The organism is Paenibacillus rhizophilus, assembly GCF_003854965.1.
GTDB lineage: Bacteria > Bacillota > Bacilli > Paenibacillales > Paenibacillaceae > Paenibacillus_AQ > Paenibacillus_AQ rhizophilus.
The window spans coordinates 556,574-581,077 of record NZ_RQPI01000001.1 but is presented as its reverse complement, the minus strand read 5'-3'; the positions used below and the strand labels follow the sequence as shown (position 1 = coordinate 581,077).

Genomic DNA, 24,504 nt, shown 5'->3' with positions numbered 1-24,504 from the left:
CATTGCAAAAACCGCCGGCAAAGCTTCGAATGACAGCTCTGCCGGCGGTTTTTTTATTGTGAAGAAGTATCCCAGTTTAACGGTATTTTAACCCGCACCGGTTCAGCGTTCTTGCCGGTCGGACAGGCATCTGTAACCACTTCGAGTCCATTCTTCGGGTCCAGCGGCGGGAATACCGCCATAAACGACAGTTTGTCTCTAGCAGTCCGCACTGGAAAATGCATATTTGGAATAAACTCTTCCGCCGTTGTCCTGAAATGAAAAGGCAAATTCTGTTCCATTCCTCCACTTAGCGTATAATATACGCGCGTCTCGCGCGGACTGTAATTGATATTCGTAATCGTTATGTCCCCGCCTTTTTCCCTATGCAGTTGGATGGGAAATGTATTTTTGACTTCTGTCAGTACTTCTTTAGGAGGTTCTGGATTTGGATTGGCGGAAGAATTCCGGGCCCGAATGACAAGCTTTTAAATAAGCGGGATGCGGGTTGATATCGGTCAAACTGGAATAATCCGTAATCGATTGCCCGTTCTCGCTGCCGCTTGCTCCTCCCGAATCCAGATAAGTTCCCAGATCATCTTGAAGCTGAATCGACCAATTCGCCATCCAGTAATTGTCCTCCGCTTGAAGCACAAGCCTTACGGCGGCCGGCGCCAGAACCAGTTTCTCCACAGTGAATTCGGTCCCTTGATAAGTTGCTTTAACACCTGGATAAAATGTCTGTGTGAGCGCGTCGCTTTTGGACCTGTTTAACGGAATAGAAATGTCCCAATTTCCTTTTTGTGTTCCGATACGATCTATGTGCATGTTCAGATGCAAAGTATCCGGCATTTCAGACCGTCCAAACGAGAAAAGGGTAGTTCCGACAAAGCTATGATCGCCCGTAATCGTAAACTCATGCGTATACATGCTGTTAAGATCGGCTCGTTTCTCCGCAAAATCGAGATTGTAGTATACTTCCGCATCTTTGTCCGTAATTTTAGGCCCATCCGGCGGGAAATTCACTTCATAATTCAAGACGAGCTGGATGCCGTCATAAAATACATTGTCAATCCTGAACCCAATTCCTTGATCGGTAACGAAGGTATTCCCCGGAGAACTGAGGTTTTTCTTCTCAATTTGTTCCAATCCGCCAGGGAAAAGCCCCTTCTTGTACAGCAGATCGATAAAAGAAATACGCCTTAGAGCCTCGCCGAACGATGGATAAAAAAAGTTCGAGCCGATGACCATTACAAATGCGACAGCCAAAGCAACAAGACCGATTCTCCATTTTCGGAACGGATTATTGCGTTCCTCCTTTTCCTCGCCGCCCAGGCGCTTCTCCCAAAGTTCCTCAAAGGAAAAGGATGGCCGAAGCTCGCGGAATAAATACGGAGCAATCTTGAAAGTGTCCGCCTCAGCAGCTTTTATCGGTTCCAGGCTTATTTCCGTTCGGCCGGACTTACGGTCCGTTCGATTATTCATTTTCTCCCCTCCTTTACGGGCAATGGATTACTCACGAAATGACAGTTACTTCGAAGCTTTTCAAGAGCGGCGTTCAATCTTGACTTGCAAGTTCCGATCGAGATACCAAGCGTCTCGGCCGTTTCCCGCAGCGGAAGTTCCGCATAATAATGCAGGGTAATAACCTCTCTTTGTTTTTTGGACAAGCCGCTCACCGCTTCCCATAACTCCGCGTGCCGTTCATGATCCAAAATAATATGTTCCAGCGAATCGCCGGATTCCCTCTCTGGTACATATCCGAAGAGCGACTGCCACCGTAGCTTACGCTGCATGCTTCTCGTAATGTTGATCGCAATCCGGTATAACCAGGGCCGAATCGGTCTGGAAGAATCGTATAAATGATATTTGCCAAAGGCCCGCAAAAATGTTTCCTGCGTGACATCGTCCGCCATTGCGGGGGACTTGGTAATCATGAGCGCAACGCCATATATATAGGAGGAATGGTCCTCAAATATTTTCCGTGCTTGGCGCTGCATGATGGGATGATCTTTCAACGTAAAGCTCCTTCCTCCCGGTTTTATTTGCTATACGCTTTTAGTGGAGGGAAGTGTTCGGTTTTGCGGCAAAATAAAAAACGCCTCTTCCTCATCGTATATTACGATAAAGAAGAAGCGTCCTTTTGAAAAGCCGCTCTTTTATTTCCCGCCCGGCTGGCGGGATTGGTAATACTCCACCGCTTTTTGCAGCAGCTGCTGCATCGAGCCGAAAGAGGTGGTTTCCTTCACCTGATTGTCCAGCTTGTCCTGCGGCACCTCGGCTATCCTTTGCGCAGAATCGCCGGCCGAGCCAAGTCCGGCTTTCTCCAGCAGTTCTCCGATAGACTGGAACGGCGTATACTTCTGCATGAATTCCGGAGTCAGCAGACTGTCGAGAGGCAGCTTTTGCAGCAGTTGGTCTAAAGGAAGACTTTTTGCGATTTCCATCAGCCCTCCCGGAGACTTCGCTTTTTCGATCAGTCCCTTCAAGTCGCCAAAACCGCCCAAATTAAGTCCCATTAGGTGATCCTCCTTTTATCCTGCTGTGATAAGATTTAATGTTCTCTTCTTTCTTACCCGGTTTGGTCCAATCTGATTCGATATCGCGCAATTCAGTGTTCTCTTTCATTTAAGTTAACATAATATTTGTTATGTTAACTTATTTTGCTTCATGTATTTATTTTCCATATATAGCAACTTACTCACCGCTTCGGGAGTCAAACCTATAGATGAATAACAAGGAGATGAACTCATTGAAAAAAACGGCTATTATCATGAACGCACTGCTCGCCGCAGCTCTGCTTACTGGAGGTGACGGACTTTACGGACACATCGCCGCAGCAGAAACCATAGGGGATAAAACCCCCTCCGTTTCCAAAGCGGCCGACTCCGCAACCCCTGTACTCAAGCCGATCTGGCAGGCCAAAACAAACGAAACCAGACTTTATGATCAGCAGGCCCCCGTGTCGAACGGCCTTGTGTATTATGCTGCGAGCGGCAAGCTCATGGCGGCGGATCTCGCAACAGGCAAGTTGAAATGGTCCATCCCGGAAGGACAGTCCCCCGAAGTAATAACTAACAATTCCGTCTTTTACATCACAAACGGGGGCGATCTGGTACGGGCGGATGCCCGAAGAGGCAAGATAATCTGGAGAACGAAAGGGGTTAATTCTCCCTCGGAGGTCGGAGCGCATGCCGAACTTGTAAACCGGAGCTTGATTTATTTTAACGAGAACGGCGGGCTTGCCGCCTACAACCCTTCTAACGGCAAGAAAAAATGGGAGAACAAAGCATTGAGCATGTACGCAGGCTCCGTGATCGGCCAATATGACGGATTACTCGTAGTCTCCAGTACCGTCGATAATTACCGGACGCAATTTTTCGGCCTTGATCCCGCTACCGGCAAACAACGGTGGAGAACTGAGGGCGTCTACTCCTTCCTCGCCTACCGGAATGGCCAGCTTACGATGCGCCGGCAGCCAGACCTTTCAACGGTTACCGGCGGTGTGGCGGCTCCCGGTTATTTGGTTACATGGGTTCAGCTGAATCTCCGAACCGGAAAGGTGAGCAGAACAGAGAACTACACCCCTCTTAATGATGTAAGCCGACTGGGTAACAGCTATACCGCCATCACGGGCCCCTATCTCTATACAGCCGACGGCAATCTCGATAAGAATGAAGCCATCCTTCGCCGCTACACTTTGGATCAAGACAGCAACGCAGAACCTGTCAGCTATGTTCAGTTTGGGAAATGGCTCGCCGGTCCGAACAACGGAATGGCCTTCTTTGCACAGGGAACCGAATTGATCGGAGTAAAATCAGATGATCTTAGCGCGGTTTCCTACGGCGGCTTTCCGAGTCCCGTATCGCGTGTTCAAACTTTAGGCAGGGGCGTATTCGCCAGTTTGGACAACGGAGACTTTTACTTGATAAAGGCAGAGACAGGCAAAAGGCTCGGACGTATCTCAACGAAAGCTACCGAGATCGGCAACGCCTATATGGTCGATGGCATGCTGCTCGTTCAGACGAACAATGGAATATTCGCAGCCGCTCTTCCGAAATCGTTGAAATAGTCAAAAAATGGAGCAAATCCGCCCGTCCACTTCTCCATTCGCCTTGATAAAAATCGCTAAAATCAAAAACAGCGTATAATATATGTTATACGCTGTTTTTTCAGGGCGAAAATGGCCGCTTGATCGGTCTGTTTACCTTCACAGTCGGCCTATTTCCGTATTTTTCACAAAGGCTCCGGCGCCGCAACTTGTTCATCCAATCTCAGCTCCATAACCTGCCCGGCATGAGTCAACCCTGCGCCAAAGCCGTACAAAAGAACCCGGTCCCCATTTTTAACTTTTCCATCGCGAATGCCAAGATCAAGAGATAATGGAATGGTCGCAGCCGAAGTATTCCCGAAATGGACTAAGCTGTACAGTGTCTTGTCCAACGGGTGGCCTATTTTTTCACAGATCGGCTCGATGATTCGCAGGTTGGCGCTATGTGGGATGAACCAGTCCACTTCGTCGATGGTCATGTCCGTTTTCTTTAAAAGTTCTTTGATCCCGCCCGGAATATTCCGGACCGCCCATCGGTATACTTCACGGCCATTTTGCACAAGGCTTCTTGTATCGACTAATTCAATTTCCTTGACTTTATTCGCTAAATTAGCGCGGTACACATGATGCGCCCCGCTCCCGTCACTTTCGAGGTGATACCCCATGAAGCTTTGAAAATGGTCATCCTGTTCGACCAGCACGGCGCCGGCACCGTCACCAAATAGCACACAGGTGGTCCGATCGGTGTAATCCGTGATTTTGGACATTGTGTCCGCGCCGATGACGAGTATTTTCTTGTGAAGTCCGGATGAAATCAAACTGTGCGCAACATGCAGTGCATAGACAAATCCCGAGCATGCCGCGCTTAGATCCATCGCTCCCGTCCGGGCGATCTGCAATCGGTCCTGCACAAGGCTGGCAACCGAGGGGAACGTAAAATCCGGGGTACTGGTTGCCACGATAACCATATCTACGTCTTCTACCGTTTTATTGAATCTCTCAATTAAATTCCTTACGGCAGCGACGCATAAATCGCTGGTGAATTCATCCGGACGGCTAATTCTGCGTTCTTGTATTCCGGTTCTTTGAATAATCCATTCATTATTCGTGTCTACCATCCGCTCCAGACCAGAATTGGTTAATCTTTTGTCGGGCACGTAACTTCCTATTGCGGTTATTCTTGCTCCTGCCATCCGGATCACCTCATATAGAATTATAACCCACTATTAGTACCTGGTACTAATTATAGTGTAAGATGTTGGAAACCACAATCGTAAACCTGAAAAGAAATATGCTCCATGACCAGACTTGGCCACCATATCGAAAGCCATTAAATAACATACTAAAAACCGCCACGCCGAACCGCTTGCCTCCTGCCCGCATAGAATAACAGCGAGATCAAGTTATGGGCAGAGGTGGAATCGAATATGGCTAAAAACAAGCGCGGCAAAGCGCTCTGGCGGATGCCTTCCCGGGCTAGAGGCACTTGTCCTCTGTGCGGCAGCACACGGATCAAATTGTTGTACATCGCTAAAGGACTTCAAGGCGAAAAGCTGACGGTATGCAAGAAGTGCCAGGGCAAACAGGCTGGGTAAGCGTGCGACTATTCCGCTATCCCCTCCCTTCCCCAATCTTTGCCTCTATGAACCTGTAAAGACCGTTTCATACGAAACGGTCTTTTTTGTGCAGCGATAATGAGGACCATCAACTGCCGTATTGGATTACAAATTCAGCCCAAATCTTTTTAACTCAATAAAAATCCCTTCCAGCCGTTTCCCTTTCTCCGTAATCGTATATTCTACGCGCGGAGGAACTTCAGGAAATACCTTGCGTTCCAAGACCCCGTGCTCTTCCAGCTCTTTAAGACGGAGCGACAGTGTCTTCGGACTAATTCCGTCCATGGATTTCAGCAGATCGCTGAAACGCATCGTCCCTTCAATCAGCAGGTCCCGGATAATTAAAAAGGTCCATTTCGTCCCGATCACGTCCAGTGTTTTGGCAATGGGGCATGATTCGCCCGGCGTTCCTTTGGTTAGAACAATCGGTTCACTCTCGCTCATCGAAACATCCTCCATAAAAAATTTTACTTAGTATAGCCAATCATATCACAAAAGTATATTTCGGGAAACTATATGAATTAAATATCACTACTTCCCACAATGAATTAACTACATATATAATAACATTGTGATTAAACAAATAAAGGAGACGGAGAAGAATGAAAAATATTCTGATCATCAATGGCCATGAAAAATACGGGGCCTCGGAGGGGAAATTGAACCAGACCCTGGTGGATCGGATGGTAAGTATTTTAAGTGAAAAGAACAACGTGCGAACAACCATTATTCAAAACGGATACAACAATGAAGAGGAGCATCAGAAGTTTATTTGGGCCGATGTTGTCATTTACCAAACGCCCATCTACTGGTTCAGTGTTCCCGGGCTGCTCAAAACCTATATGGATGAAGTCTATGAGTACGGTGTATTTTTCAAGGGGGGAGACCAGTATGGAGAAGGCGGTTTATTAACCGGCAAAAAATATATGTTATCGACGACCTGGAACGCTCCGGAATACGCATTTGGCGATCCATCGCAGTTTTTTAAAGGGGAAAAGCTCGACGATGCTCTCGCTCATCTGCATCGTGTGCAGAAATTTCTCGGCATGGAGCCTTTAAAGAGCTTCGCTTGCTACGATGTTATCAAAAATCCGAGACTGGATCACTATCTGTCCGGATTGGAAGCCCATCTGCAAGAAGTATTGAGTGTTAATCAACCGATCAATAATTAGGAGGAAAATTTATGTTGCAGAATCAAAAAGTTGTAATTATCGGCGGAAGCTCAGGCATCGGTTTGGAAACAGCTAAGCAGGCCATTGCGCTTGGTGCAGAAGTGATCATTGCCAGCCGCTCGGAAGATAAACTGCAAAAGGCGAAAGAACAACTGGGAGCCAAAACAGCGGCTTATACGCTGGATACGACGGATGAGCAGCAGGTGCAATCCTTTTTCGAAAAAACCGGCACGTTCGATCATCTGGTGGTCAGCGCCGCGGAAACTTCCGGCGGGTCCTTCCTCCACACGGAAACAGCTCAAGCCCGTCAGTTGTTCGAGAACAAATTTTGGGGTCAATACTATGCCGCTAAATACGGAGCGCCAAAATTGTCACCGAACGGCTCCATTACCCTATTCTCCGGCGTAGTCGCCTACAAGGCGATGATCGGATCGTCTGTACTGGGCGCAGTCAACGCAGCGGTTTCCAATCTGGGCCAGACCCTGGCTTTGGAGCTCGCTCCCATCCGGGTGAATATCGTCTCGCCGGGTATCATTGATACGCCTTCAAGAAGTAAGATGCCGGAGGGCGCGCGAAATGATTACTATGCATCGGTGGCAGACAAACTCCCGGTAAAACGGGTGGGCAAAGCGGAAGATGTCGCGCAAAGCGTACTTTACCTCATCCAAAATGGTTTTGTGACCGGAAGCGTCCTTCACGTCGACGGCGGACACCATATCATTTAAGGCAATCGGCAAAAGACCAAGAAAGCCGTTCTTCCTCTTTCGGGAGAGAGAACGGCCTTTTTTTTAATTCGCATACCAATTTTGCAGCTCCGAAAGTTTTCTTCGTACAAAAGCCCGAAGCTCTTCCGGGGCAATCACCTCGGCAAAACCGATAATCTCCAGCACATCCCGGCAGGCCGCCTCATACCCGTACATATTCACTGTCAGCAGAACCGTATCCTTATCCAAGGCTTCGTGCAGAATATCCAGCTTGTCCTGCAAATTAACGCTTGGCTCTTTCACTCTGAGAACGACCGGATATTGCTCCCTCTCTTGTCTCGAAAGCTTAAAGGACTCGTTCCGCTCTTTCCAATACGCCTCCAGCGAGAAATCGGCGGGAATCTCGTACGCTCCCTCTGCCTTCCGGGCTTCCGCAATCCGCTCGCATTTGAAGATACGGACCTCCTCCGCCTCCTCACAGTAAGCAGCGTGGTACCATTCCCCCTGCTTCACCACCAGCCCATAGGGCCGCACATTCCTGACGGACATCTCACCTCCCGGCTTGCGGTAGTGAATCGTCAGCTTGTGCGATTTCCAAAGTGCGGATCTGATCTTTTCCAGACAGGGAACCTTCGGGCGTTCGCGCCACCAGGGCGTATCGTCAAAATAAAACCGGGATTTCGCCTTATTCAGATCCGGCTTGTAGGCGTCCGGGAGCGTTTTTTCCAGCTTCAGCAGCGCGTTCTGGAGCTTGTGTCCGGACTCGGTTCCCGCGCCGGAGTATATGCCGAGCCCCGTCAGATACAGGTGAACGACATCGTCATTATGCAGACTTTTCAAATTGACCGTATAGCCTTCCATCAGCGAAAGTCCGCCCGAAGGTCCCGAAGCGCTGACAATTGGAATACCGGCTTCGGCCAGTGTATCCACATCGCGATAAATCGAACGGACGGAGGTTTCCAGCGCTTCCGCCAGATCCTTCGCTTTTAATTTTCCTCTGGATTCCAGAAGCAGCAAAATCGCAACCAACCGATGCAGCCTCATAGCGCGCCTCCTTTTGCTGTGGACAGAATATTTTTCAGACACTCAAATCATTGCCACTCTGCTGTCAACAATTCAAGTATATCATAGAGCGAGAACGGTTGAAGGAGTTGGAATTTATGAATATTGGCGTACTCGGCACGGGATTCGGAGCGTATCATGCCAGTCTGCTGAAGAACATGGATCTGTCCTCAAGGGTGGTCGTGTTCGGCAGGAACCTTACCAAGCTGGCTCAATTGGAACAAGAGTTAAAAGTAGAGATTACCCGGGATATGGAGGAGATATTTCGCGATCCGGACATTGATGTCATTGATCTGTGCCTGCCTTCCTCTCTTCACTGCGAGATTGCTGTCAAAGCGCTTCAGTATGGAAAGCATGTGTTCTGCGAAACGCCCGTATGCTGCTCCATGGAAGAGGCTGCGGCGATGCTGGATGCAGAAAGGCGATACGGTAAAAGAGTGCTAGTTAACCGTTTTATCCATTTTGACCCGGCCTATGCCTATCTACTTGAGTCTTGCCTGAAGGGTACATACGGCAAGCTGTTGTCCCTCACTTTAAAAAGGGAGACGCCCCCGCTTTGGGGCGATCTCGGTTTGAACACCAACCCCGTGAATCTCATGATTCATGAGTTGGATTTTATTAACGGGATTATGGATTCACCGGAGCTGATATACGCCTGGGGAACGGAATATAAGGATGCGCGGCAGTCGTTGGTTCGGGCGGCCTTCCGGCGGGAAAGCACTTTTGCGGAGATCGTCTCTTCTTCCGGAATGCCTGACGGGTACCCCTTTACCGTCGGTTATGAGGCTTATTTCGAGTCGGGAAAGCTGGTCTTTCATGAAAGCGACTGCGGAGACCGTTCCGATCCGGTATTGATGGAAATCACCGCCTCCGGTGAGCGGCGCCTTGTTCTGGAGGAAGCCAATCCTTATGCCGCCAGCCTGGAACACGCGCTGCAATGCTTCCGGCAGGGAACGGATTCATTTCTTTCTTTGGACCGGGCCGTCAAATCACTGGAAGCCGCGATTGAAATCCGGCGGAAAATAAAGCAAAAGTAGCTTGTACTTTCCCAGCGATTAGTATATTCTGTTAAAGACAACATCATAGACACGGGAGCTCGGAAATAGCCGGGCTGAGAGGATGGCCTTATGCCATCGACCGTAATACCTGATCTGGGTAATGCCAGCGGAGGAATCGTCACAGGCTTTGTATGTTCAAAGACCGCTTCTTTCGATGCGGTCTTTTTTGCGTACCTGGCCTCCTCTGGCGCTTCATAATGAATTAGAGGAGGAAATGAAATGACAAGTCAAAGTCAGAAAGTGTATGTGGAAGGCTCGCGGGAGGATATTCGGGTGCCTATGCGCGAAATTACTCTGAGCGGCAGCGCCGGAGTTAACGGCGAATTGGAAACAGAAAATCCCCCAGTAAGGGTATATGACGCAAGCGGACCTTATACCGATGCACACATGTGTACGGACATTCGGGAAGGACTGCCCCCGCTCCGCCGGAACTGGTTATTGGAACGCGGCGATGTCGAAGAATACGAGGGCCGGGTTATTAAACCGGAGGATAACGGATTGCGGCACAAGGAACAGGATCTTTCCACAGAGATTTTTCCGGGATTAAAACGGCTGCCATTGCGCGCAAAAAACGGAGCCAATATTACACAGATGCACTATGCCCGCAAAGGTGTGATCACGCCGGAAATGGAATTCATTGCGATCCGCGAGAATGTCGATCCGGCGTTTGTCCGGGATGAAGTAGCTTCCGGACGGGCGATTATTCCCTGCAACATCAATCATCCGGAAAGCGAGCCAATGATTATCGGGCGGAACTTTCTTGTAAAAATTAATGCCAATATAGGGAACTCCGCGGTCTCCTCCTCTATCGACGAAGAAGTGGAGAAGATGCACTGGGCTACCCGCTGGGGCTCGGATACCATTATGGACCTTTCGACAGGCCGCCATATTCATACGACCCGGGAATGGATCATCCGCAACTCCCCCGTACCTGTCGGCACGGTGCCGCTCTATCAGGCGCTGGAAAAGGTCGGCGGCCAGGCGCATGAGCTAAGCTGGGAAATTTTCCGCGATACGCTGATTGAACAGGCGGAGCAGGGTGTCGACTATTTCACGATCCATGCGGGCGTGCTGCTACGCTATGTCCCTTTGACCGCCAAAAGGGTTACGGGCATCGTTTCCCGCGGCGGTTCAATCATGGCGGCCTGGTGCCTCGCCCATCATCAGGAGAACTTCCTCTATACTCATTTTGAGGAAATCTGCGAAATCATGAAGGCTTACGACATCGCGTTCTCGCTTGGAGACGGCCTGCGGCCGGGTTCCATCGCCGATGCCAACGATGAGGCACAGTTCGCCGAGCTGGATACCCTGGGCGAGCTGACCGAGATTGCCTGGAGACATGATGTGCAGGTTATGATTGAAGGCCCGGGGCATGTCCCGATGCACAAGATTAAGGAAAATGTCGACCGCCAAATGGAAGTGTGCAAGGAAGCGCCCTTTTACACGCTTGGACCGCTTACGACGGACATCGCGCCGGGCTACGACCACATTACTTCCGCCATCGGCGCGGCGATGATCGGCTGGTTCGGCACCGCCATGCTCTGCTACGTAACGCCCAAAGAGCATTTGGGCCTCCCGAACAAGGACGATGTCCGCGAAGGCGTCATCGCCTACAAGATCGCGGCGCATGCGGCCGATCTGGCCAAAGGGCATCCTGGAGCGCAGGAGCGGGACAACGCGCTGTCCAAAGCGCGGTTCGAATTCCGCTGGAAGGACCAGTTCCAGTTGTCGCTCGATCCCGAACGGGCAACGGAATACCATGACGAGACCTTGCCCGCGGAAGGCGCAAAGACGGCGCATTTCTGCTCCATGTGCGGCCCGAAATTCTGCAGCATGAGAATCACACAGGACATCCGGGAGTATGCCAAGCAGCATAATCTGGAGGACAGGGAAGCGATTGAGCGGGGAATGAAGGAGAAATCGCAGCAGTTTGCAGAGGCGGAGCACGGTTTGTATCTTTAATATTTAAGCGAACTTTCCAGCTAGAAAAGCGTTAACTCCTGAACATAAGTTGTAATGCATGAAGCGGCAGTCTAAAGCAAATAGACTGCCGCTGTTTTATTGAGATATTGTGTCCTGTTAGTTTTTTCTATGTTCCAAAGGATAACTTGATACGGTAAATCCATACACTGTTACTTCTTTATCAAAATCTTATCGGGCTCTACGTGTTGTACCCCCAACTCTGCTGGTATGGTATTGATTCTGTACTTTCGTAAAGTTTGCTTTTTGTCTAAAGTCAAGTGGGTTATCCGTAACCCCGTTAGGTGAGCAAATGCAGCCGATCTTTCTGAACGGCTGACATCGTGTCTGTATTCAGCTATCGTTCCCGGTAGCTGAATATCATTATAGAGAAATGTTATATGAGTGTTTTGGTCATTATAAAATCTATTTGTTCTTCATCACCCATATAGAAAGAGTGGGCTCCTGTTTGAACGAACTCCATTTTTTTATAAAAAGCAATAGCATTTTCGTTTTTTTCCCATACGCCTAGCCAGATTTTATTTTTATTACGTTCCAGCGCAATTTCCACAGCTTTATTTAGCAGATATTTGCCAAGCCCCTGTTTTTGAAATTTGTTTTTTATATAAATCCTCTCGATTTCAAGTGATTCATCACCTATTTCTTCAGACTGAGCATCATTGGAATTGACCTTTAAATATCCAGCGACTTCATTATTAAAATAAACAAAAAAGAATTGCGAAAAAATATTGGATAATTCTTTTTCTAATTGTTTTAAGTTAAATGCCCTTTCCAAATAGGCATTCATATTTTCGGGTGGATTCTGATGCTTAAATGTCTCATTAAATGTTTCATAACTAATTTCTTGAAGTTTGCGTGAATCTTCAAGGGTACACTTTTTTATATTTATAGTCATTAAAATATGTCGCTCCTTTTATAGAATCAATAATTTCTCTCGTTTCCCTTTTTTACAAATTCCCAGTCTTTTTCTATATTTTTTCTTATTCTTTGAAGAAGATTGAAAATGGTTTCTACTTCTCTTTCAGAAAACCCCTCTAATGCAACGATATTGGAATAATCATTTTCTCTTTTTATAAAAGGATAAACATTTTTCCCGTTCTCTGTTGGAAAGAGTTTTTTAATTTTTTTGTTATGTTTATCTTCTTTCTTTTCAATAAAGCCATTAATTTCAAGTTTTTTTATAGCACGAGCTGCTGTTGTTCTATCTACTTTTATCATCTCAGCTAACTTTTCTTGTATGATTCCTGGGTTTTCACATATTCGCACAAGGTACAAATACTGCCCTTTTGTAAGGTCATATTCTTTAAATTCTATATTACTTATTGAATCTAATGCCCTTGCTATCATTCCAATTTCACGAAGAATTTCCTTCATAGTTAACTCCTTAACATATTATTGTTGCAAATACAACAAAAACGGTATAAATTTAATTTAATCTAACTTTGTTGCATTTGCAATAAAAAAATAATGATAGAGAGTTTCTTGATAATGGCGATAATATTCAATGGACCAATTGGTATTAGCTCCCTTACTAACAACTGGTGATTCAAATAGCCAACTTTTCTTCAAGCAGGAGCCATCCACAATTGGATGGTTTTTGCTGTTCCTTCTGCAATAACAGCTTCTTTACGAAATACTTACAGCTTTTCAACCTGTAAATGGCGTTTTCTTCCTCATACCACGGATTTAAATGGATTAATACTTCTTCCACACTGTCATGTTGCTCCATAATTGTTTTTTTATTTTGCGTGATACATCATGCCCCTCTTGCACACTTAATGCGCGGGGATCCCAACCCGTATATCGACGATTACATAATGACCATGCTCCCTTGCCCGGATACGATCAATACGCCTAACTTCCGGCACCGAAAAAACAAGTTTTTCGTATTGCTGAAGCTTTTCAGGTGCTACCGTTTTGTCCATTAAGATATCCACAGCTTCCTTGCCCATGTGGTACGCGAGCTTGATCACAAAGTATGCAACTAAAATCCCTGCCGCCACGTCGCCATAACTTAATATTTCGATGTTAAATTTATGACCGATCAGCGCGGCTCCGATTCCAACAACTGCCGCAATCGATGCATACACATCAGCTAAATGATCATAAGCAGTAGCAATTAAACTTTTGCTATTTACTTTTTTCCCAAGATGCATGCAGTAAAGATACAGCCATTGCTTGCAAATCAAAGAAACTGCAGCGGCAATTAGTGCAATATAACTTGCTTACGCAGCCGCTCACGGAGCTTCTTACCCATAAGCGCCCTGTGGACGTTGGATTTGAAGCGAAGTATACCTGGACCCTGAAACTTGCGATTCGCTATATTGAGCGTGAATTTGCCCATACCTTTAGCGAACGCGGCCTGTCCTTGCTCCTGCATCGACTTGGATTTAGCTACACCAAAGCGACGTATACCTTGGCTCGTGCGGACCAACAGGAGCAAAAGGCCTTTCGCGAAAAGACACTACCCGCTTTAAAAAAAGCTCATGGACGGAGAAATCGCTCACTTACTCTTCGAAGACGAGTCCATGATTCGTGCGTACCAATCCCTGCAATATAACTGGTTTCCTCAAGGACACCAGCGCAAGGTTAAAACGTATGGCAAGCATGAAGGGGCGAAACTCTTTGGTGCACTGGATTATGAAACCGGCAAGGTGTTTTACCAGGAAGATGAAGCGTACGATGCTTCGGCTTTTGAGCGATTCCTGACCTCGGTTCTACAGGCGTATCCTACTGGAAAAATCGCGATGGTGCTGGACAACGGACGCATTCACAAGGCGGCTTCCATCGAACGATTTGTCGAAGAACAACCGCGTTTGGAGTTTGTTTTCCTGCCAAAGTACTCCCCAGAACTCAATCCCATTGAGGGGCTTTGGAAATGGCTCAAAAGCGATGTCATTCACAATGTGTTTTATGACAAAACTTATAAGGTTCGAACCACCGTCAGCCGGTTCAAGAAGCGAATTAACCAGAATCCAATGGAAGTCATCGATCGGCTATGTTTGAGAGTGTAAATCTTTAATTAAGTCTATATAGTTAACCGGTTTATCCATTTTGACCCGGCCTATGCCTATCTGCTTGAGTCCTGCCTGAAGGGTAAATACGGCAAGCTGTTGTCCCTCACTTTAAAAATGACGAAGCGAAGTTTGCCGAGCTGGACACTCTGGGCGAGCTGACCGAGATTGCCTGGAAGCATGATGTGCAGGTCATGATTGAAGGACCGGGGCATGTCCCGATGCACAAGATTAAAGAAAATGTCGACCGTCAAATGGAAGTGTGCAAGGAGGCTCCTTTTTACACGCTGGGTCCGCTGACGACGGATATCGCACCGGGCTACGACCATATTACTTCCGCCATCGGCGCGGCGATGATCGGCTGGTTCGGCACTGCCATGCTCTGCTACGTAACGCCCAAAGAGCATTTGGGCCTCCCGAACAAGGACGATGTCCGCGAAGGCGTCATCGCATACAAGATCGCGGCGCATGCGGCCGATCTGGCCAAAGGGCATCCCGGAGCGCAGGAGCGGGACAACGCGCTGTCCAAAGCGCGGTTCGAATTCCGCTGGAAGGACCAGTTCCAGCTGTCGCTTGACCCGGAACGGGCAACGGAATGCCATGACGAGACCTTGCCCGCGGAAGGTGCGAAGACGGCGCATTTCTGCTCCATGTGCGGCCCGAAATTCTGCAGCATGAGAATCACACAGGACATCCGGGAGTATGCCAAGCAGCATAATCTGGAGGACAGGGAAGCGATTGAGCGGGGAATGAAGGAGAAATCGCAGCAGTTTGCAGAGGCGGAGCACGGTTTGTATCTTTAATATTTAAGGTTATGAAGCGGCAGTCTAAAAATTATTAGACTGCCGCTGTTTATTGAGTATCCTTCTCCGTTTGCTTAGTCTTTGTTCAATTTCCGTATTTCTTTTTCCAATCCTCTGACCACTCGTAAAAAGTCATTCCTGTTACTTCCTCTAACGTTTGACCATAGTAATTGGATATTATTGCTGCTGCGCTTTGTAAACTTCCAGGAACGAGGACTCATCCCCAAGAGCTGCAAGCGCGACAACCGGATTCCAATAATCCTTGTAGTGAACGATCTTGTTTTCCTTCGTTTCGATCACGGAAATATAACTTTGCAGATAAGGCTTACCGGTTATTATGGCCTGCCCTTCTTCGATTCCAAATTCAATAATTATCACATTGGGGTTCAGAGTCAGATGGAAAGTCGGTTCTTTAAATTTGGAGAGCTCAATCTTGTTGGGAATTTCCTTTACATATTTATAAAGGGCGGATTTCCCTTCTAATTTCAGGGTATATCCTTTGGGCGCGAATGGAAATTCGAAGATGACATTCTCATCAAACAATTCGATAAATTTATCCATATCCTTTTCTATCATAGAGTTTTTAAATTTCTCGAAAATTTCCTGTGCTTCCCGGAGTCTCGCTTCGTAATTAACAGCCTGATTCGCCACCTTTACCACCTCTTATTAGAATTTTAGTAACAGAGAGCTCACAGATTTAGGCTTTAAATAAAGAATATATTTTCCAGACTGAACAGTCAAGATGCTTCATGACAAAAATCCTTTGTTAATTCCTATTACCTGGATGATATACACAGGCTTCATTTTAAACTGCTATGATATTTATACCTGCTGTCGTATTGTTCAACCAGCTTCAAATATACGTTCGAACTTTCCTGTACCCACCACAAGGAGCTACCGGACAATTCTTTCTTGAATTGTCCCGGGGAACCCGTAAAGAGCTGACGGTCCTCGATTCTTGTATTTCCCGTAATTACGCTGCCCGCTGCGATGACATTTTCGTTTTGAATGACGGCCCCGTCGAGAACAACCGCATTCATGCCGATGACGTTGTTGTTACCGATTGTACAGTTATGCAGGATAGAGCCATGTCCGATCGTATTGTTGTCCCCGATAAACGTTCCTGAGTCCGTCATATGGACGACACAGTTGTCCTGTATGCTGTTATTTTTCCCGATCCGGATCGACCCTGCGTCCCCCCGGAGAACCGCTCCGAACCAAATGCTGCTGCCCTCCTCTATGACGACGTCGCCGATAATGGTTGCCGTGGGCGCAATAAAGACTCCGTCGGCAATCTTCGGATATATTCCATTAAACTCATAAATATTCATTCGTTTCGATTCTCCTATCGTAAATATTCGGAAACGGCAAGACGCTCTTACTCAATATCGGCTAGGTATGGACGAAACCCCCAACATGCTCCTTGCTTGCTCCGGTGTTGCGATTTCACGGTTAAGCTCTCTTGAGATGAGGGCAATTTTGGCGACGGCCTCAGCATTGTTCTTCAGCTTCTGACCGCGCTTTAGATAAATATTGTCTTCCAAACCTACGCGCACATGTCCTCCGAGCAGAATGCTTTGCGTCGTCATCGCCCATTGGTATTTTCCGATGCCGGCGACGGTAAAATGCGCTCCGGCCGGTAGCTCGCGGGCCATATGAATCAGGTTTTCAGGCGTAGGGTAAGTAGCGGTCTGATAACCCATCACAAATTGAAACAAGTATGGCGTCTTGATTAATCCTTCGGATATCAGTTTTTGAGCCACCCAATATTGACCGGAATGATACATCTCCATCTCGGGTATGATGCCTTTCTCGAGCATGCCCGCTGCCAGCTGTTCAATGAAGCCGTACGTAAAAGGGATGCAGATGTCGTATTCCTGGGAGGGACGGGGATAGTCCAGAGCTTCTTCTCTGGCCTTGATCACAAAACGCGACATATCCGGTCCCATGTTTAGTGATGCCATCTCCGGCAGCGCATCCAGACTGCGAAGCCTGTCCTCCATGGTCGATGTCGGTCCGCCTCCAGTTGTATTGTTGATTATGATATCCGGACATCGTTCCCGAATTAGCGCATTGATCCGATACATAACTTCGGGGTCCATTGTGGTGTCTCCGAGATTGTTTGGATCCCTCCCGTGAACATGGACAACGGACGCCCCTTCATTGTAGGCCTCATAAACCGAATCGGCAATCTCTTCCGGTGTTTCCGGAATTTCCCGATGAGACTCTTTTCCTTGAACGCCTCCGTTGCAGCAGCAGGTAATAATCAAAGGCTCCATCGATGTGACCCGTTCCATCCACTCATAAGAATCGGTATAATTCCAACTCATCTATAAACCTCCCTGTTTGTTTACCTCTACACATTTTCAACGCTTATCTTCTTGCAACGAACTAGACTCGTACCGGCCTTCTGCTCAAGGTATGATGACTGTTTTGCAGAAATGCGCTCCGTGATTGCTTCAATTTCATTATCCGTTCTTCAGCGAGCCTGTCTGCAGCCGCATAGGTAGGTATGCCGTCACGCTTCGAGATTTCAAAAATGCGTTCGATCGTAAGATGAATCTCTGCAATTTTGTTATACGCGCGTTCCCGGTTATAGCCGTATAACTCGTCCGCTATATTAATAACTCCCCCGGCGTTGATGACATAATCAGGCGCATAAACAAGTCCGAGTTCATGAATCAGATCGCCGTGCCTTGCTTCCTTTAATTGATTGTTTGCAGAACCGGCGATGACTTTTGCTTTTAAGCGCGGGATCGTCTCGTCATTGATCGTCGCACCGAGCGCGCAAGGCGCGTAAATATCGCAGTTGACATCATAAATATCGTCCGGGTCTACGGCAATGGCATCGAATTGTTCTATTGCCCGCCGAACAGCCTCTTGTTGAATATCGGTGACAATCAATTTTGCTCCTTCCGTATGGAGATGTGAATATAAATGGGTAGCCACGTTTCCTGCCCCCTGGACGGCGACCACTTTCCCTTCCAGCGAATCGCTGCCAAAGGCTTCTTTTGCCGCCGCTTTCATCCCTTGATAAACCCCGTAAGCCGTTGCCGGGGAAGGATTGCCTGATGAGCCGTATGTGGGGGAGATCCCCGCTACAAAGTCGGTTTCTTGGTAAACGATGTCCATATCCTGAACCGTTGTCCCGACATCTTCAGCCGTGATATACCGTCCGTTTAACCCCTGGATAAAACGTCCGAAAGCGCGAAACATTTCCTCATTTTTATCTTTTTTCGGATCACCGATGATAACCGTTTTCCCTCCTCCAAGATTAAGACCCGATACGGCATTCTTATACGTCATGCCTTTGGCGAGGCGCAGGACGTCTTCAATGGCCGCTTCTTCAGAACCATAATTCCACATGCGAGTGCCGCCGAGAGCAGGTCCAAGCGATGTATCGTGAATGGCAATAATTGCTTTCAGCCCCGATTGCTTATCCTGGCAGAACAACAGCTCCTCATAATCGTCTCGTTCCATGGCTTGAAATAATTTCATCTCATTCTTCCTCCATCTTTCTCTGTCTTCGTCTTGTGCCACAACAGGAGGCTTAGGAGAGCTCCCGCTTCAATAACAAGCGCAAATAAAAATACGGATGTTTCAATACCTATCTGCTCAGCGGAATATCCCAGCAATATGACGGGAAATGCAATCCCTGTATAACTAAATAGATAAAATAAAGAAATAATGTCGCCCCGTATATCGTCCGCTACCTCTGTGCTAATTGACACAAGACTTCCCGCATATAAAGGACCGTGCCCCAATCCCACACAAATGGCTGAAGTAATCAGCAAAACGATCGACATATGTTGAAGAGTCGCCGCAACTCCCATAAGTCCCAGTGACAACAGTAAAATCCCAACCGCCATCATCTTCATAACGGACAATCTCTTAAACAAAAACTGACTGAACGTTGATAGAGCAAAGATCGATGCAATCATCCCGCCGGAAAGAATAAAATTGAATTTGCCGGCCCATTCATTCAAATAGGAAGGAATGACGGAAAGAAACAAGCTGACGACTCCCCAGGCTATAAACGAGGTCGCTGCAGCCGTATAAGCGTGCAGCCGGATCGTTTTCGGAATGTTCAGCCCATGAAACCGAACGCGATGCGCTTTCCGGTAGCTCACCTGAACTGTCGACATTCCGATCATGCCGAGAATGACCAGGCCGCCATAAACGATATAGGGCAGCTTTGTCGGCATTGGCGCAAATTGTGCCAATATACCAGCCATAAATGGTCCTAATGAGCTTCCTGCCGTTACCGCAAAAGCAGTGACAAGAGACGATGTTTGCCAATTGCGATTCCGTTCCAGTTCATTCAGGGTGGATGAGGAAACGCAGATAAATGTTCCGACCGCCAGTCCCTGTAAAATTCTTGCCATAATTAGAATGGATATGTCGTTTGCCAGAGTTGAACATACCGCTCCGGATAATGCAGCCATCAAACCAAATACCAATATTTTTCGTTTGCCGAACCGTTCAGCCAATTGTAAGAAGATAAAGAGCCCGGGAATGACAGAGAACACATAGGCGGCAAATAAAAGCGTGATCATCCCCGAAGTCAATTGCCACTCTGTTCGATAAATGGAATATAACGGGGAAGCGACATTAATACCAAAAATGGTAATAAACAAGCTGTAGGCGACGATCCAAAACGACCTCGTTTGCGCTCCTGTCTTTGCCATACCCACTTGAAGAACATCGCTCAACTTCGCCATTTGGCTGATCACCATTTCTAACTTATCATCTTCAATGGAGACTTCAATTTGAATGCGGGAAATTCCGGGACTACCTCCATGACCGATCGTTATTTTGTCGATATTGGTTTCAAAGAGGGTAAACAACTGCGAAACACACGCCAATACGCCTGGACGGTTATATACCAAAACCGAAATGTTCCGTACTACCACACTCTCCCACCCATCGTTGACCTAATATAGCTTAATAACCCGACATACAGACTTAACAGAATTTCCCTACCAAGATAGCCAGCATGCCCTTGATATATGGCGGTAACTCCTCATCTCATTTTTATCTCAAATATTGCTTGAAAAGGATGCAGCAATTTCGAGAACGGTACGGGTACGGATTCGTACCCGCATGTTTGATCGTCCTTCAGCTTTCAGTACTTGATTATTGGGTAACCGGAACCGATGCGGTTTGATTGGCAGGAGCGAAGTATTCTTTCATGTCAATAACATAGTTTTCATATTTCGATAACGTTACCGTGCTGCCCGGCGTGACAACAATATTGGTTGTCGGCTCTTCAATAATTGCCGGGCCTACAATTTTATTGCCGGCTTGCAGCAGCGTCCCGTCATAGACCTGGACATCGACCTGCCCACCCATTTCTCTAAAATACGCTTTCCGCGTAGCTTTCAGAGATGAGCGATTCGGTGTTTCTGAGGAAAGAGACTGTACTTGAAGGTTGATCTCCGGCGTGATTCCTCTCGCGATAACCTTCCAAACGACAAATTCAACCGCTTGCCCCTTTTCCATGGAACCAAGCGTAAATTCATGCTTCGAGTGGAAGTCGTCAATCAATGCCTCCAAATCCTGAACGTTCTGAATTGCATTGCTCCGGAGCGGAACCGTCAGCTCGCGTTCCTGGAATAAGTATCGGGCTTCTACCGCAAATTCAAATACCTGATTTTCTTTGGATACACCGACGGTATCCAGGAATGCCCTAGCGTCTGCGGCCAGCTTGTTTAAGACGGACTTTACTTTTTCATAATCAAATCCAGTGGAGGCGGTCAAATGGCTGCGGTTAAATTCGCGCACGACATCGGCCACTACTCCGCCGAATGCGCTCAACGTGGACGCGGTTTTCGGCACAATGACCTCTTGGCATCCAAGCTGGGATACGATGGGAATAATATGCATACCGACTGCGCCGCCGCCTGCGACAACCGCATACTCTTTCGGGTCGATCCCTTCAAACACGGTCATATCCCGAACCGCCTCCGTCATCAAATGATTGGCGGTATTATAGATGGTGTAAGCCGCATCCATGAGGCTTAGATTTAGCGGTTCAGCGACCGATTTCATAATCGCTTTTTCGGCCAGCTCTTTGCTCACTTTCATATTTCCGCCCAGGAAATAGTTCTCGTCCAAATAGCCGAGGACAAGATTCGCATCCGTTACCGTCGCTCTTTCCCCGCCCCGCATATAGCAGGCAGGACCTGGAACGGAGCCGGCGCCTTCAGGACCGACGCGGATTAATCCGCCATCATCAACCCAAGCGATACTGCCTCCTCCTGCGCCGATCGTTTTCACATCGACCTTCGGAATGCTTAACCGCTCGTTCTGAATGACGTTGTCATTGGATATCGTAATGATGCCGTCGGTAACCCGGCTGACGTCAAAGCTGGTGCCGCCCATATCGCACGTAATGACATGATCTTTACTCAGTTCTTTCTTGGCGTAAAATCTTCCCGATACCGGAGCGAGCGCCGGACCGGAGTCTAAGCTGTAGATAGGGCTGGCAATCATTTCTTGCGGAGAGGTTACACCGCCGGAGCAAGTCAGCAGCGACAATTCGTTTCGATAGCCAATTTCCCGCAGACGGTCTTCAAATGTACTGACATAGTGCGTTATCAGCGGCTTAAGCGAAGCATCGATAACCGTGCTGACTGTTCTGCGATATTCCCGTATGCGGGGATTGACGACATGGCTTAACGCATACGTTTTACCCGGCCACTCTTCTTCAATGATTTCACCGATTCGCAGCTCATGAGCCGGATTGACGAACGACCACATTAAGGAAACCGCGACCACTTCGACGTCATATTGTTTGAATTTCCTTATCGCCTCTCTCACTTCATCTTCATTGAGAGGAATGTCGATTCCCCCTTCCGCATTGATTCGTTCCGTCACCGGGAGCGTCAAATAGCGTGGAATATACGGTTCCGGATAATCCAAATACCAATCGAAGGGGTTTTCTTTGCCGGCTTCACGGAATAACAGCACGTCCCGGAATCCTGTCGTACAGATGAGACCCACCTTGGCTACCTTGCGTTCGATAAGCGCATTGGTGCTTGTAGTGGTACCATGCCCGAAATACTCGCACGATTCCATCAATTGTTTGAGCGATTTACCATAAAAATCTGCCGCTATAGTAAGTCCGTTAATGATCCCATCCACCCGATTTTCCGGAGTAGTTAAAGCTTTAAAGATGTTGACACTTCCGCTTTCGTCCACGACGACTAGATCTGTAAACGTACCACCGATATCGGTACAAATTCGGATACCCATTAGATGCTACCTCCCTTATTGTTCTGCCTTTTGTCTTAATTTCTCTGTCGCCTTCCAATCGACTGCATACAGCTCCGTTGTCGTATCAATGACAACGCCATAGGCTTCTCTCGCTTTTTGAACGGAGACCCATCCTTCTCTTACGCGATGGCGTACCCGCTCCGGGTCGCGCTCTAACGGATTGCCGAAGCCGCCGCCAGAGCTTATCTCCGAAACCAATGCTTCGCCCGGCGCCAGTTCGATTCCATGAAACATCGGCAGATCTTCCTGCGAAGTTTTGTCTTCCTCGAGCCGGTACATGGCCGCATTGGCTGCTGACCCGTTATGTCCGCCTTGCGCTCCGCGTGGAGGATTGTATTTGCCGTCGCAAACATACATAAACGTCACCTTGTCGGTACGCGGTACCATAACTACCTTCGTTGCAGGTGCACCGTCCCACTTCCCAGCCCCGCCTGAGTCCTTGATCAACTCTTGCATCACGTACTGGATCGGATATTTCTGTTCAATAACCTCGAGCGAATTCCATTCCATCATGCCGCCATTACAAATACAGTAGGCGATATATCCGTCATGACCGTGCACCCCCATGCCGCCCGTATGACCTGAAATTAGCTGGGTTACATAAGGTCTTCCATAACGGGAGTCAAAGCCGGAAATAACGGAAAGCGACGGTGGCTGGGCAAACGCGCCTTCGGCCATGCCAAGCGATTCGCTCACCTCATTGAACGCGCATTGCACCGCTAGCACCGCTCTATCATGAATATTGGTCGTGGCCAGCGAAGAGGAATACGGCAGTTTGGCCTTCCCTACGACACTGTTTTCGCGCATTTTCACGATGATACGACTGAATGTTCCTTCACATAGCGGAAGATCGGAAGGCATGTAATTGAGAACCCCGGTCCGTCCCGCCGACAGCACTGTCGCTTCGCACAGATTCAATCCTGCCGCTACCGGGTCTGCGTTATCCCTAAAGTCGACCTCGACATAGCCTTCTTCCGGATCGATCGTCAATTTTACTTTTACATTTACGCCATCGGGCAGTAATCCCGGGATTGGATCGTGTTTCGATTCGTTAATCCACGTTCCTGCCGGAAGCTTTTTAATTTCCTCGATCATTCTGCGGCTTCCATACTCTTTCCATTCTTGAAAAAAAGCCTTGATCGTTTCTTTTCCGTATTTAGCGATCAGTTTCGATAATTCCCGCTCGCCAATTCTTGCAGCGCCAATCATCGCCAGGTAGTCTCCGTACCAGACATCCGAAACGCGGATTCTCATTTTGGCCATCCGGATGATATCGTCCACATCTTCATAGTTTTTCTGGATTTTGACACACGGAAAGCAGAGCGCTCCTTCTTCATAAATATCTTTTGCCATCGCGTGATACGTAGTGGGCACGCTGTTTCCAATGTCGGCCTGATGTCCCCTCACCGTACAAAGAAACATGAGTTCGCCTTCATGGAATACGGGAACGATAATCGTATAATCGCCCATATGCGTATTCCCGTGATAAGGTGAGTTATTAAGAAGGGCGTCCCCCGGAGCAAGAGATTCCGGACTGTGAAACTCAAAAATCGATTTGGCCGTCAAGCTCATATTGGCAACGTGGACCGGAAACCCGTTTGGCAGCGCTATAACGTCGCCGATGCCATCACAGATTGCGGTAGAAAAGTCCCTCGCGCTGCTCATGACGCTTGAACGTGCGCTTCTTTGAAGCGTATACGACATTTGTTTGGAAATGCTGTTGACTTTACTTGAGAGTATCGCCAATAAATCCGGAGCGATCGTAACTTGATTGTCCACATTACTCA

General features: G+C 47.9%; 25 protein-coding genes, 1 pseudogene and 1 riboswitch. Of the genes and pseudogenes, 9 read left to right on the top strand and 17 right to left on the bottom strand.

Annotation, left to right across the window (positions count from 1 at the left end; translation table 11 throughout):
- Nucleotides 1–53: 53 nt before the first annotated feature.
- The 4 genes from EH198_RS02740 to EH198_RS02725 form a co-directional block, all read right to left on the bottom strand.
- Nucleotides 54–281: a hypothetical protein gene (locus EH198_RS02740; protein WP_124694007.1), complete on the bottom strand. Its 228-nt coding sequence runs from the start codon at nucleotides 279–281 to the stop codon at nucleotides 54–56.
- Between the two features lie 130 nt (nucleotides 282–411).
- Nucleotides 412–1,464, bottom strand: a complete 1,053-nt coding sequence (locus EH198_RS02735; RefSeq protein WP_124694006.1) for a DUF4179 domain-containing protein — start codon at nucleotides 1,462–1,464, stop codon at nucleotides 412–414.
- Nucleotides 1,461–1,997, bottom strand: coding sequence for an RNA polymerase sigma factor (locus EH198_RS02730; protein ID WP_246014065.1), 537 nt, complete (start codon nucleotides 1,995–1,997; stop codon nucleotides 1,461–1,463). Before EH198_RS02730 ends, EH198_RS02735 begins: the two co-directional genes overlap by 4 nt.
- Before the next feature lie 141 nt (nucleotides 1,998–2,138).
- A complete protein-coding gene (locus tag EH198_RS02725; protein WP_124694005.1) occupies nucleotides 2,139–2,498 on the bottom strand; it encodes a hypothetical protein in 360 nt (119 codons plus the stop codon).
- A 233-nt stretch (nucleotides 2,499–2,731) separates the two neighbouring features.
- Between EH198_RS02725 and EH198_RS02720 the strand changes: the two genes are divergently transcribed.
- Nucleotides 2,732–4,051: an outer membrane protein assembly factor BamB family protein gene (locus EH198_RS02720; RefSeq protein ID WP_185702719.1), complete on the top strand. Its 1,320-nt coding sequence runs from the start codon at nucleotides 2,732–2,734 to the stop codon at nucleotides 4,049–4,051.
- 164 nt (nucleotides 4,052–4,215) lie between these two features.
- Here EH198_RS02720 and EH198_RS02715 read toward each other — a convergent pair whose 3' ends face one another.
- A complete protein-coding gene (locus EH198_RS02715; RefSeq protein ID WP_124694003.1) occupies nucleotides 4,216–5,223 on the bottom strand; it encodes a ketoacyl-ACP synthase III in 1,008 nt (335 codons plus the stop codon).
- A gap of 234 nt (nucleotides 5,224–5,457) precedes the next feature.
- On the opposite strand from EH198_RS02715, the gene EH198_RS24460 reads away from it, so the two are divergent.
- Entirely contained in the window at nucleotides 5,458–5,625 is a 168-nt protein-coding gene (locus EH198_RS24460; protein ID WP_185702718.1) for a hypothetical protein, read from the top strand.
- Nucleotides 5,626–5,751: 126 nt separating this feature from the next.
- Here EH198_RS24460 and EH198_RS02710 read toward each other — a convergent pair whose 3' ends face one another.
- On the bottom strand, nucleotides 5,752–6,090 hold the full coding sequence (locus EH198_RS02710; RefSeq protein ID WP_124694002.1) for a winged helix-turn-helix transcriptional regulator: 339 nt from the start codon (nucleotides 6,088–6,090) through the stop codon (nucleotides 5,752–5,754).
- Nucleotides 6,091–6,248: 158 nt separating this feature from the next.
- Between EH198_RS02710 and EH198_RS02705 the strand changes: the two genes are divergently transcribed.
- Nucleotides 6,249–6,818: an NAD(P)H-dependent oxidoreductase gene (locus EH198_RS02705; RefSeq protein ID WP_124694001.1), complete on the top strand. Its 570-nt coding sequence runs from the start codon at nucleotides 6,249–6,251 to the stop codon at nucleotides 6,816–6,818.
- A gap of 11 nt (nucleotides 6,819–6,829) precedes the next feature.
- Nucleotides 6,830–7,543: an SDR family oxidoreductase gene (locus tag EH198_RS02700; RefSeq protein WP_124694000.1), complete on the top strand. Its 714-nt coding sequence runs from the start codon at nucleotides 6,830–6,832 to the stop codon at nucleotides 7,541–7,543.
- A 63-nt stretch (nucleotides 7,544–7,606) separates the two neighbouring features.
- Here EH198_RS02700 and EH198_RS02695 read toward each other — a convergent pair whose 3' ends face one another.
- A complete protein-coding gene (locus EH198_RS02695) occupies nucleotides 7,607–8,566 on the bottom strand; it encodes a helix-turn-helix transcriptional regulator (RefSeq protein ID WP_124693999.1) in 960 nt (319 codons plus the stop codon).
- A gap of 116 nt (nucleotides 8,567–8,682) precedes the next feature.
- Here EH198_RS02695 and EH198_RS02690 point away from each other — a divergent pair, with 116 nt between their 5' ends.
- Complete coding sequence (locus EH198_RS02690; protein WP_124693998.1) at nucleotides 8,683–9,621, top strand: Gfo/Idh/MocA family protein; 939 nt, start codon at nucleotides 8,683–8,685, stop codon at nucleotides 9,619–9,621.
- A 41-nt stretch (nucleotides 9,622–9,662) separates the two neighbouring features.
- Nucleotides 9,663–9,776, top strand: a riboswitch (TPP riboswitch).
- A gap of 85 nt (nucleotides 9,777–9,861) precedes the next feature.
- Nucleotides 9,862–11,604, top strand: a complete 1,743-nt coding sequence (thiC, locus tag EH198_RS02685; RefSeq protein WP_124693997.1) for a phosphomethylpyrimidine synthase ThiC — start codon at nucleotides 9,862–9,864, stop codon at nucleotides 11,602–11,604.
- Between the two features lie 394 nt (nucleotides 11,605–11,998).
- Here thiC and paiA read toward each other — a convergent pair whose 3' ends face one another.
- The 3 genes from paiA to EH198_RS25405 form a co-directional block, all read right to left on the bottom strand.
- Nucleotides 11,999–12,517 (bottom strand): spermidine/spermine N(1)-acetyltransferase, encoded by a 519-nt coding sequence (paiA, locus tag EH198_RS02680; protein WP_124693996.1) that lies wholly within the window; start codon nucleotides 12,515–12,517, stop codon nucleotides 11,999–12,001.
- A 26-nt stretch (nucleotides 12,518–12,543) separates the two neighbouring features.
- The gene (locus EH198_RS02675; RefSeq protein WP_124693995.1) at nucleotides 12,544–12,996 is read right to left on the bottom strand and encodes a MarR family winged helix-turn-helix transcriptional regulator; all 453 of its coding nucleotides are present in this window, start codon (nucleotides 12,994–12,996) and stop codon (nucleotides 12,544–12,546) included.
- 401 nt (nucleotides 12,997–13,397) lie between these two features.
- Nucleotides 13,398–13,811: a cation diffusion facilitator family transporter gene (locus tag EH198_RS25405; protein WP_342772018.1), complete on the bottom strand. Its 414-nt coding sequence runs from the start codon at nucleotides 13,809–13,811 to the stop codon at nucleotides 13,398–13,400.
- A gap of 20 nt (nucleotides 13,812–13,831) precedes the next feature.
- Between EH198_RS25405 and EH198_RS02665 the strand changes: the two genes are divergently transcribed.
- The 3 genes and pseudogenes from EH198_RS02665 to EH198_RS02655 all read left to right on the top strand — a co-directional run.
- The gene (locus EH198_RS02665) at nucleotides 13,832–14,182 is read left to right on the top strand and encodes a helix-turn-helix domain-containing protein (protein WP_342772017.1); all 351 of its coding nucleotides are present in this window, start codon (nucleotides 13,832–13,834) and stop codon (nucleotides 14,180–14,182) included.
- Nucleotides 14,109–14,636, top strand: a complete 528-nt coding sequence (locus tag EH198_RS02660; protein WP_124693994.1) for an IS630 family transposase — start codon at nucleotides 14,109–14,111, stop codon at nucleotides 14,634–14,636. The genes EH198_RS02665 and EH198_RS02660 overlap by 74 nt, the downstream gene beginning before the upstream one ends.
- A 116-nt stretch (nucleotides 14,637–14,752) precedes the next feature.
- Nucleotides 14,753–15,439, top strand: a pseudogene (locus EH198_RS02655) (phosphomethylpyrimidine synthase ThiC); the annotation flags it as partial.
- 177 nt (nucleotides 15,440–15,616) lie between these two features.
- Here the strand turns inward: EH198_RS02655 and EH198_RS02650 are convergent.
- From EH198_RS02650 to EH198_RS02620, 7 genes are all read right to left on the bottom strand, one after another.
- Nucleotides 15,617–16,015, bottom strand: a complete 399-nt coding sequence (locus EH198_RS02650) for a nuclear transport factor 2 family protein (protein WP_124694499.1) — start codon at nucleotides 16,013–16,015, stop codon at nucleotides 15,617–15,619.
- A gap of 224 nt (nucleotides 16,016–16,239) precedes the next feature.
- A complete protein-coding gene (locus EH198_RS02645; protein WP_025335143.1) occupies nucleotides 16,240–16,770 on the bottom strand; it encodes a gamma carbonic anhydrase family protein in 531 nt (176 codons plus the stop codon).
- A 51-nt stretch (nucleotides 16,771–16,821) separates the two neighbouring features.
- The gene (locus EH198_RS02640) at nucleotides 16,822–17,769 is read right to left on the bottom strand and encodes a beta-keto acid cleavage family enzyme (protein ID WP_124693993.1); all 948 of its coding nucleotides are present in this window, start codon (nucleotides 17,767–17,769) and stop codon (nucleotides 16,822–16,824) included.
- A gap of 61 nt (nucleotides 17,770–17,830) precedes the next feature.
- The gene (locus EH198_RS02635) at nucleotides 17,831–18,937 is read right to left on the bottom strand and encodes a Glu/Leu/Phe/Val family dehydrogenase (RefSeq protein ID WP_025335145.1); all 1,107 of its coding nucleotides are present in this window, start codon (nucleotides 18,935–18,937) and stop codon (nucleotides 17,831–17,833) included.
- Nucleotides 18,934–20,352 (bottom strand): MFS transporter, encoded by a 1,419-nt coding sequence (locus EH198_RS02630; RefSeq protein ID WP_124693992.1) that lies wholly within the window; start codon nucleotides 20,350–20,352, stop codon nucleotides 18,934–18,936. Before EH198_RS02630 ends, EH198_RS02635 begins: the two co-directional genes overlap by 4 nt.
- Before the next feature lie 223 nt (nucleotides 20,353–20,575).
- Entirely contained in the window at nucleotides 20,576–22,696 is a 2,121-nt protein-coding gene (locus EH198_RS02625; protein ID WP_124693991.1) for a hydantoinase/oxoprolinase family protein, read from the bottom strand.
- A 15-nt stretch (nucleotides 22,697–22,711) separates the two neighbouring features.
- Nucleotides 22,712–24,496 (bottom strand): hydantoinase B/oxoprolinase family protein, encoded by a 1,785-nt coding sequence (locus tag EH198_RS02620; RefSeq protein ID WP_124693990.1) that lies wholly within the window; start codon nucleotides 24,494–24,496, stop codon nucleotides 22,712–22,714.
- Between the last annotated feature and the right edge of the window lie 8 nt (nucleotides 24,497–24,504).

Coding starts and splice junctions, on each gene's coding strand:
- EH198_RS02695 (WP_124693999.1), bottom strand. CDS start 8,566: ATGAGGCTGCATCGGTTGGTTGCGATTTTGCTGCTTCTGGAATCCAGA.
- EH198_RS02625 (WP_124693991.1), bottom strand. CDS start 22,696: ATGGGTATCCGAATTTGTACCGATATCGGTGGTACGTTTACAGATCTA.
- EH198_RS02705 (WP_124694001.1), top strand. CDS start 6,249: ATGAAAAATATTCTGATCATCAATGGCCATGAAAAATACGGGGCCTCG.
- EH198_RS02700 (WP_124694000.1), top strand. CDS start 6,830: ATGTTGCAGAATCAAAAAGTTGTAATTATCGGCGGAAGCTCAGGCATC.
- EH198_RS02645 (WP_025335143.1), bottom strand. CDS start 16,770: ATGAATATTTATGAGTTTAATGGAATATATCCGAAGATTGCCGACGGA.
- EH198_RS02650 (WP_124694499.1), bottom strand. CDS start 16,015: ATGATAGAAAAGGATATGGATAAATTTATCGAATTGTTTGATGAGAAT.
- paiA (WP_124693996.1), bottom strand. CDS start 12,517: ATGACTATAAATATAAAAAAGTGTACCCTTGAAGATTCACGCAAACTT.
- EH198_RS02715 (WP_124694003.1), bottom strand. CDS start 5,223: ATGGCAGGAGCAAGAATAACCGCAATAGGAAGTTACGTGCCCGACAAA.
- EH198_RS02725 (WP_124694005.1), bottom strand. CDS start 2,498: ATGGGACTTAATTTGGGCGGTTTTGGCGACTTGAAGGGACTGATCGAA.
- EH198_RS02640 (WP_124693993.1), bottom strand. CDS start 17,769: ATGAGTTGGAATTATACCGATTCTTATGAGTGGATGGAACGGGTCACA.
- EH198_RS24460 (WP_185702718.1), top strand. CDS start 5,458: ATGGCTAAAAACAAGCGCGGCAAAGCGCTCTGGCGGATGCCTTCCCGG.
- EH198_RS02660 (WP_124693994.1), top strand. CDS start 14,109: ATGGACGGAGAAATCGCTCACTTACTCTTCGAAGACGAGTCCATGATT.
- thiC (WP_124693997.1), top strand. CDS start 9,862: ATGACAAGTCAAAGTCAGAAAGTGTATGTGGAAGGCTCGCGGGAGGAT.
- EH198_RS02675 (WP_124693995.1), bottom strand. CDS start 12,996: ATGAAGGAAATTCTTCGTGAAATTGGAATGATAGCAAGGGCATTAGAT.
- EH198_RS02735 (WP_124694006.1), bottom strand. CDS start 1,464: ATGAATAATCGAACGGACCGTAAGTCCGGCCGAACGGAAATAAGCCTG.
- EH198_RS02635 (WP_025335145.1), bottom strand. CDS start 18,937: ATGAAATTATTTCAAGCCATGGAACGAGACGATTATGAGGAGCTGTTG.
- EH198_RS02740 (WP_124694007.1), bottom strand. CDS start 281: ATGGAACAGAATTTGCCTTTTCATTTCAGGACAACGGCGGAAGAGTTT.
- EH198_RS02710 (WP_124694002.1), bottom strand. CDS start 6,090: ATGAGCGAGAGTGAACCGATTGTTCTAACCAAAGGAACGCCGGGCGAA.
- EH198_RS02690 (WP_124693998.1), top strand. CDS start 8,683: ATGAATATTGGCGTACTCGGCACGGGATTCGGAGCGTATCATGCCAGT.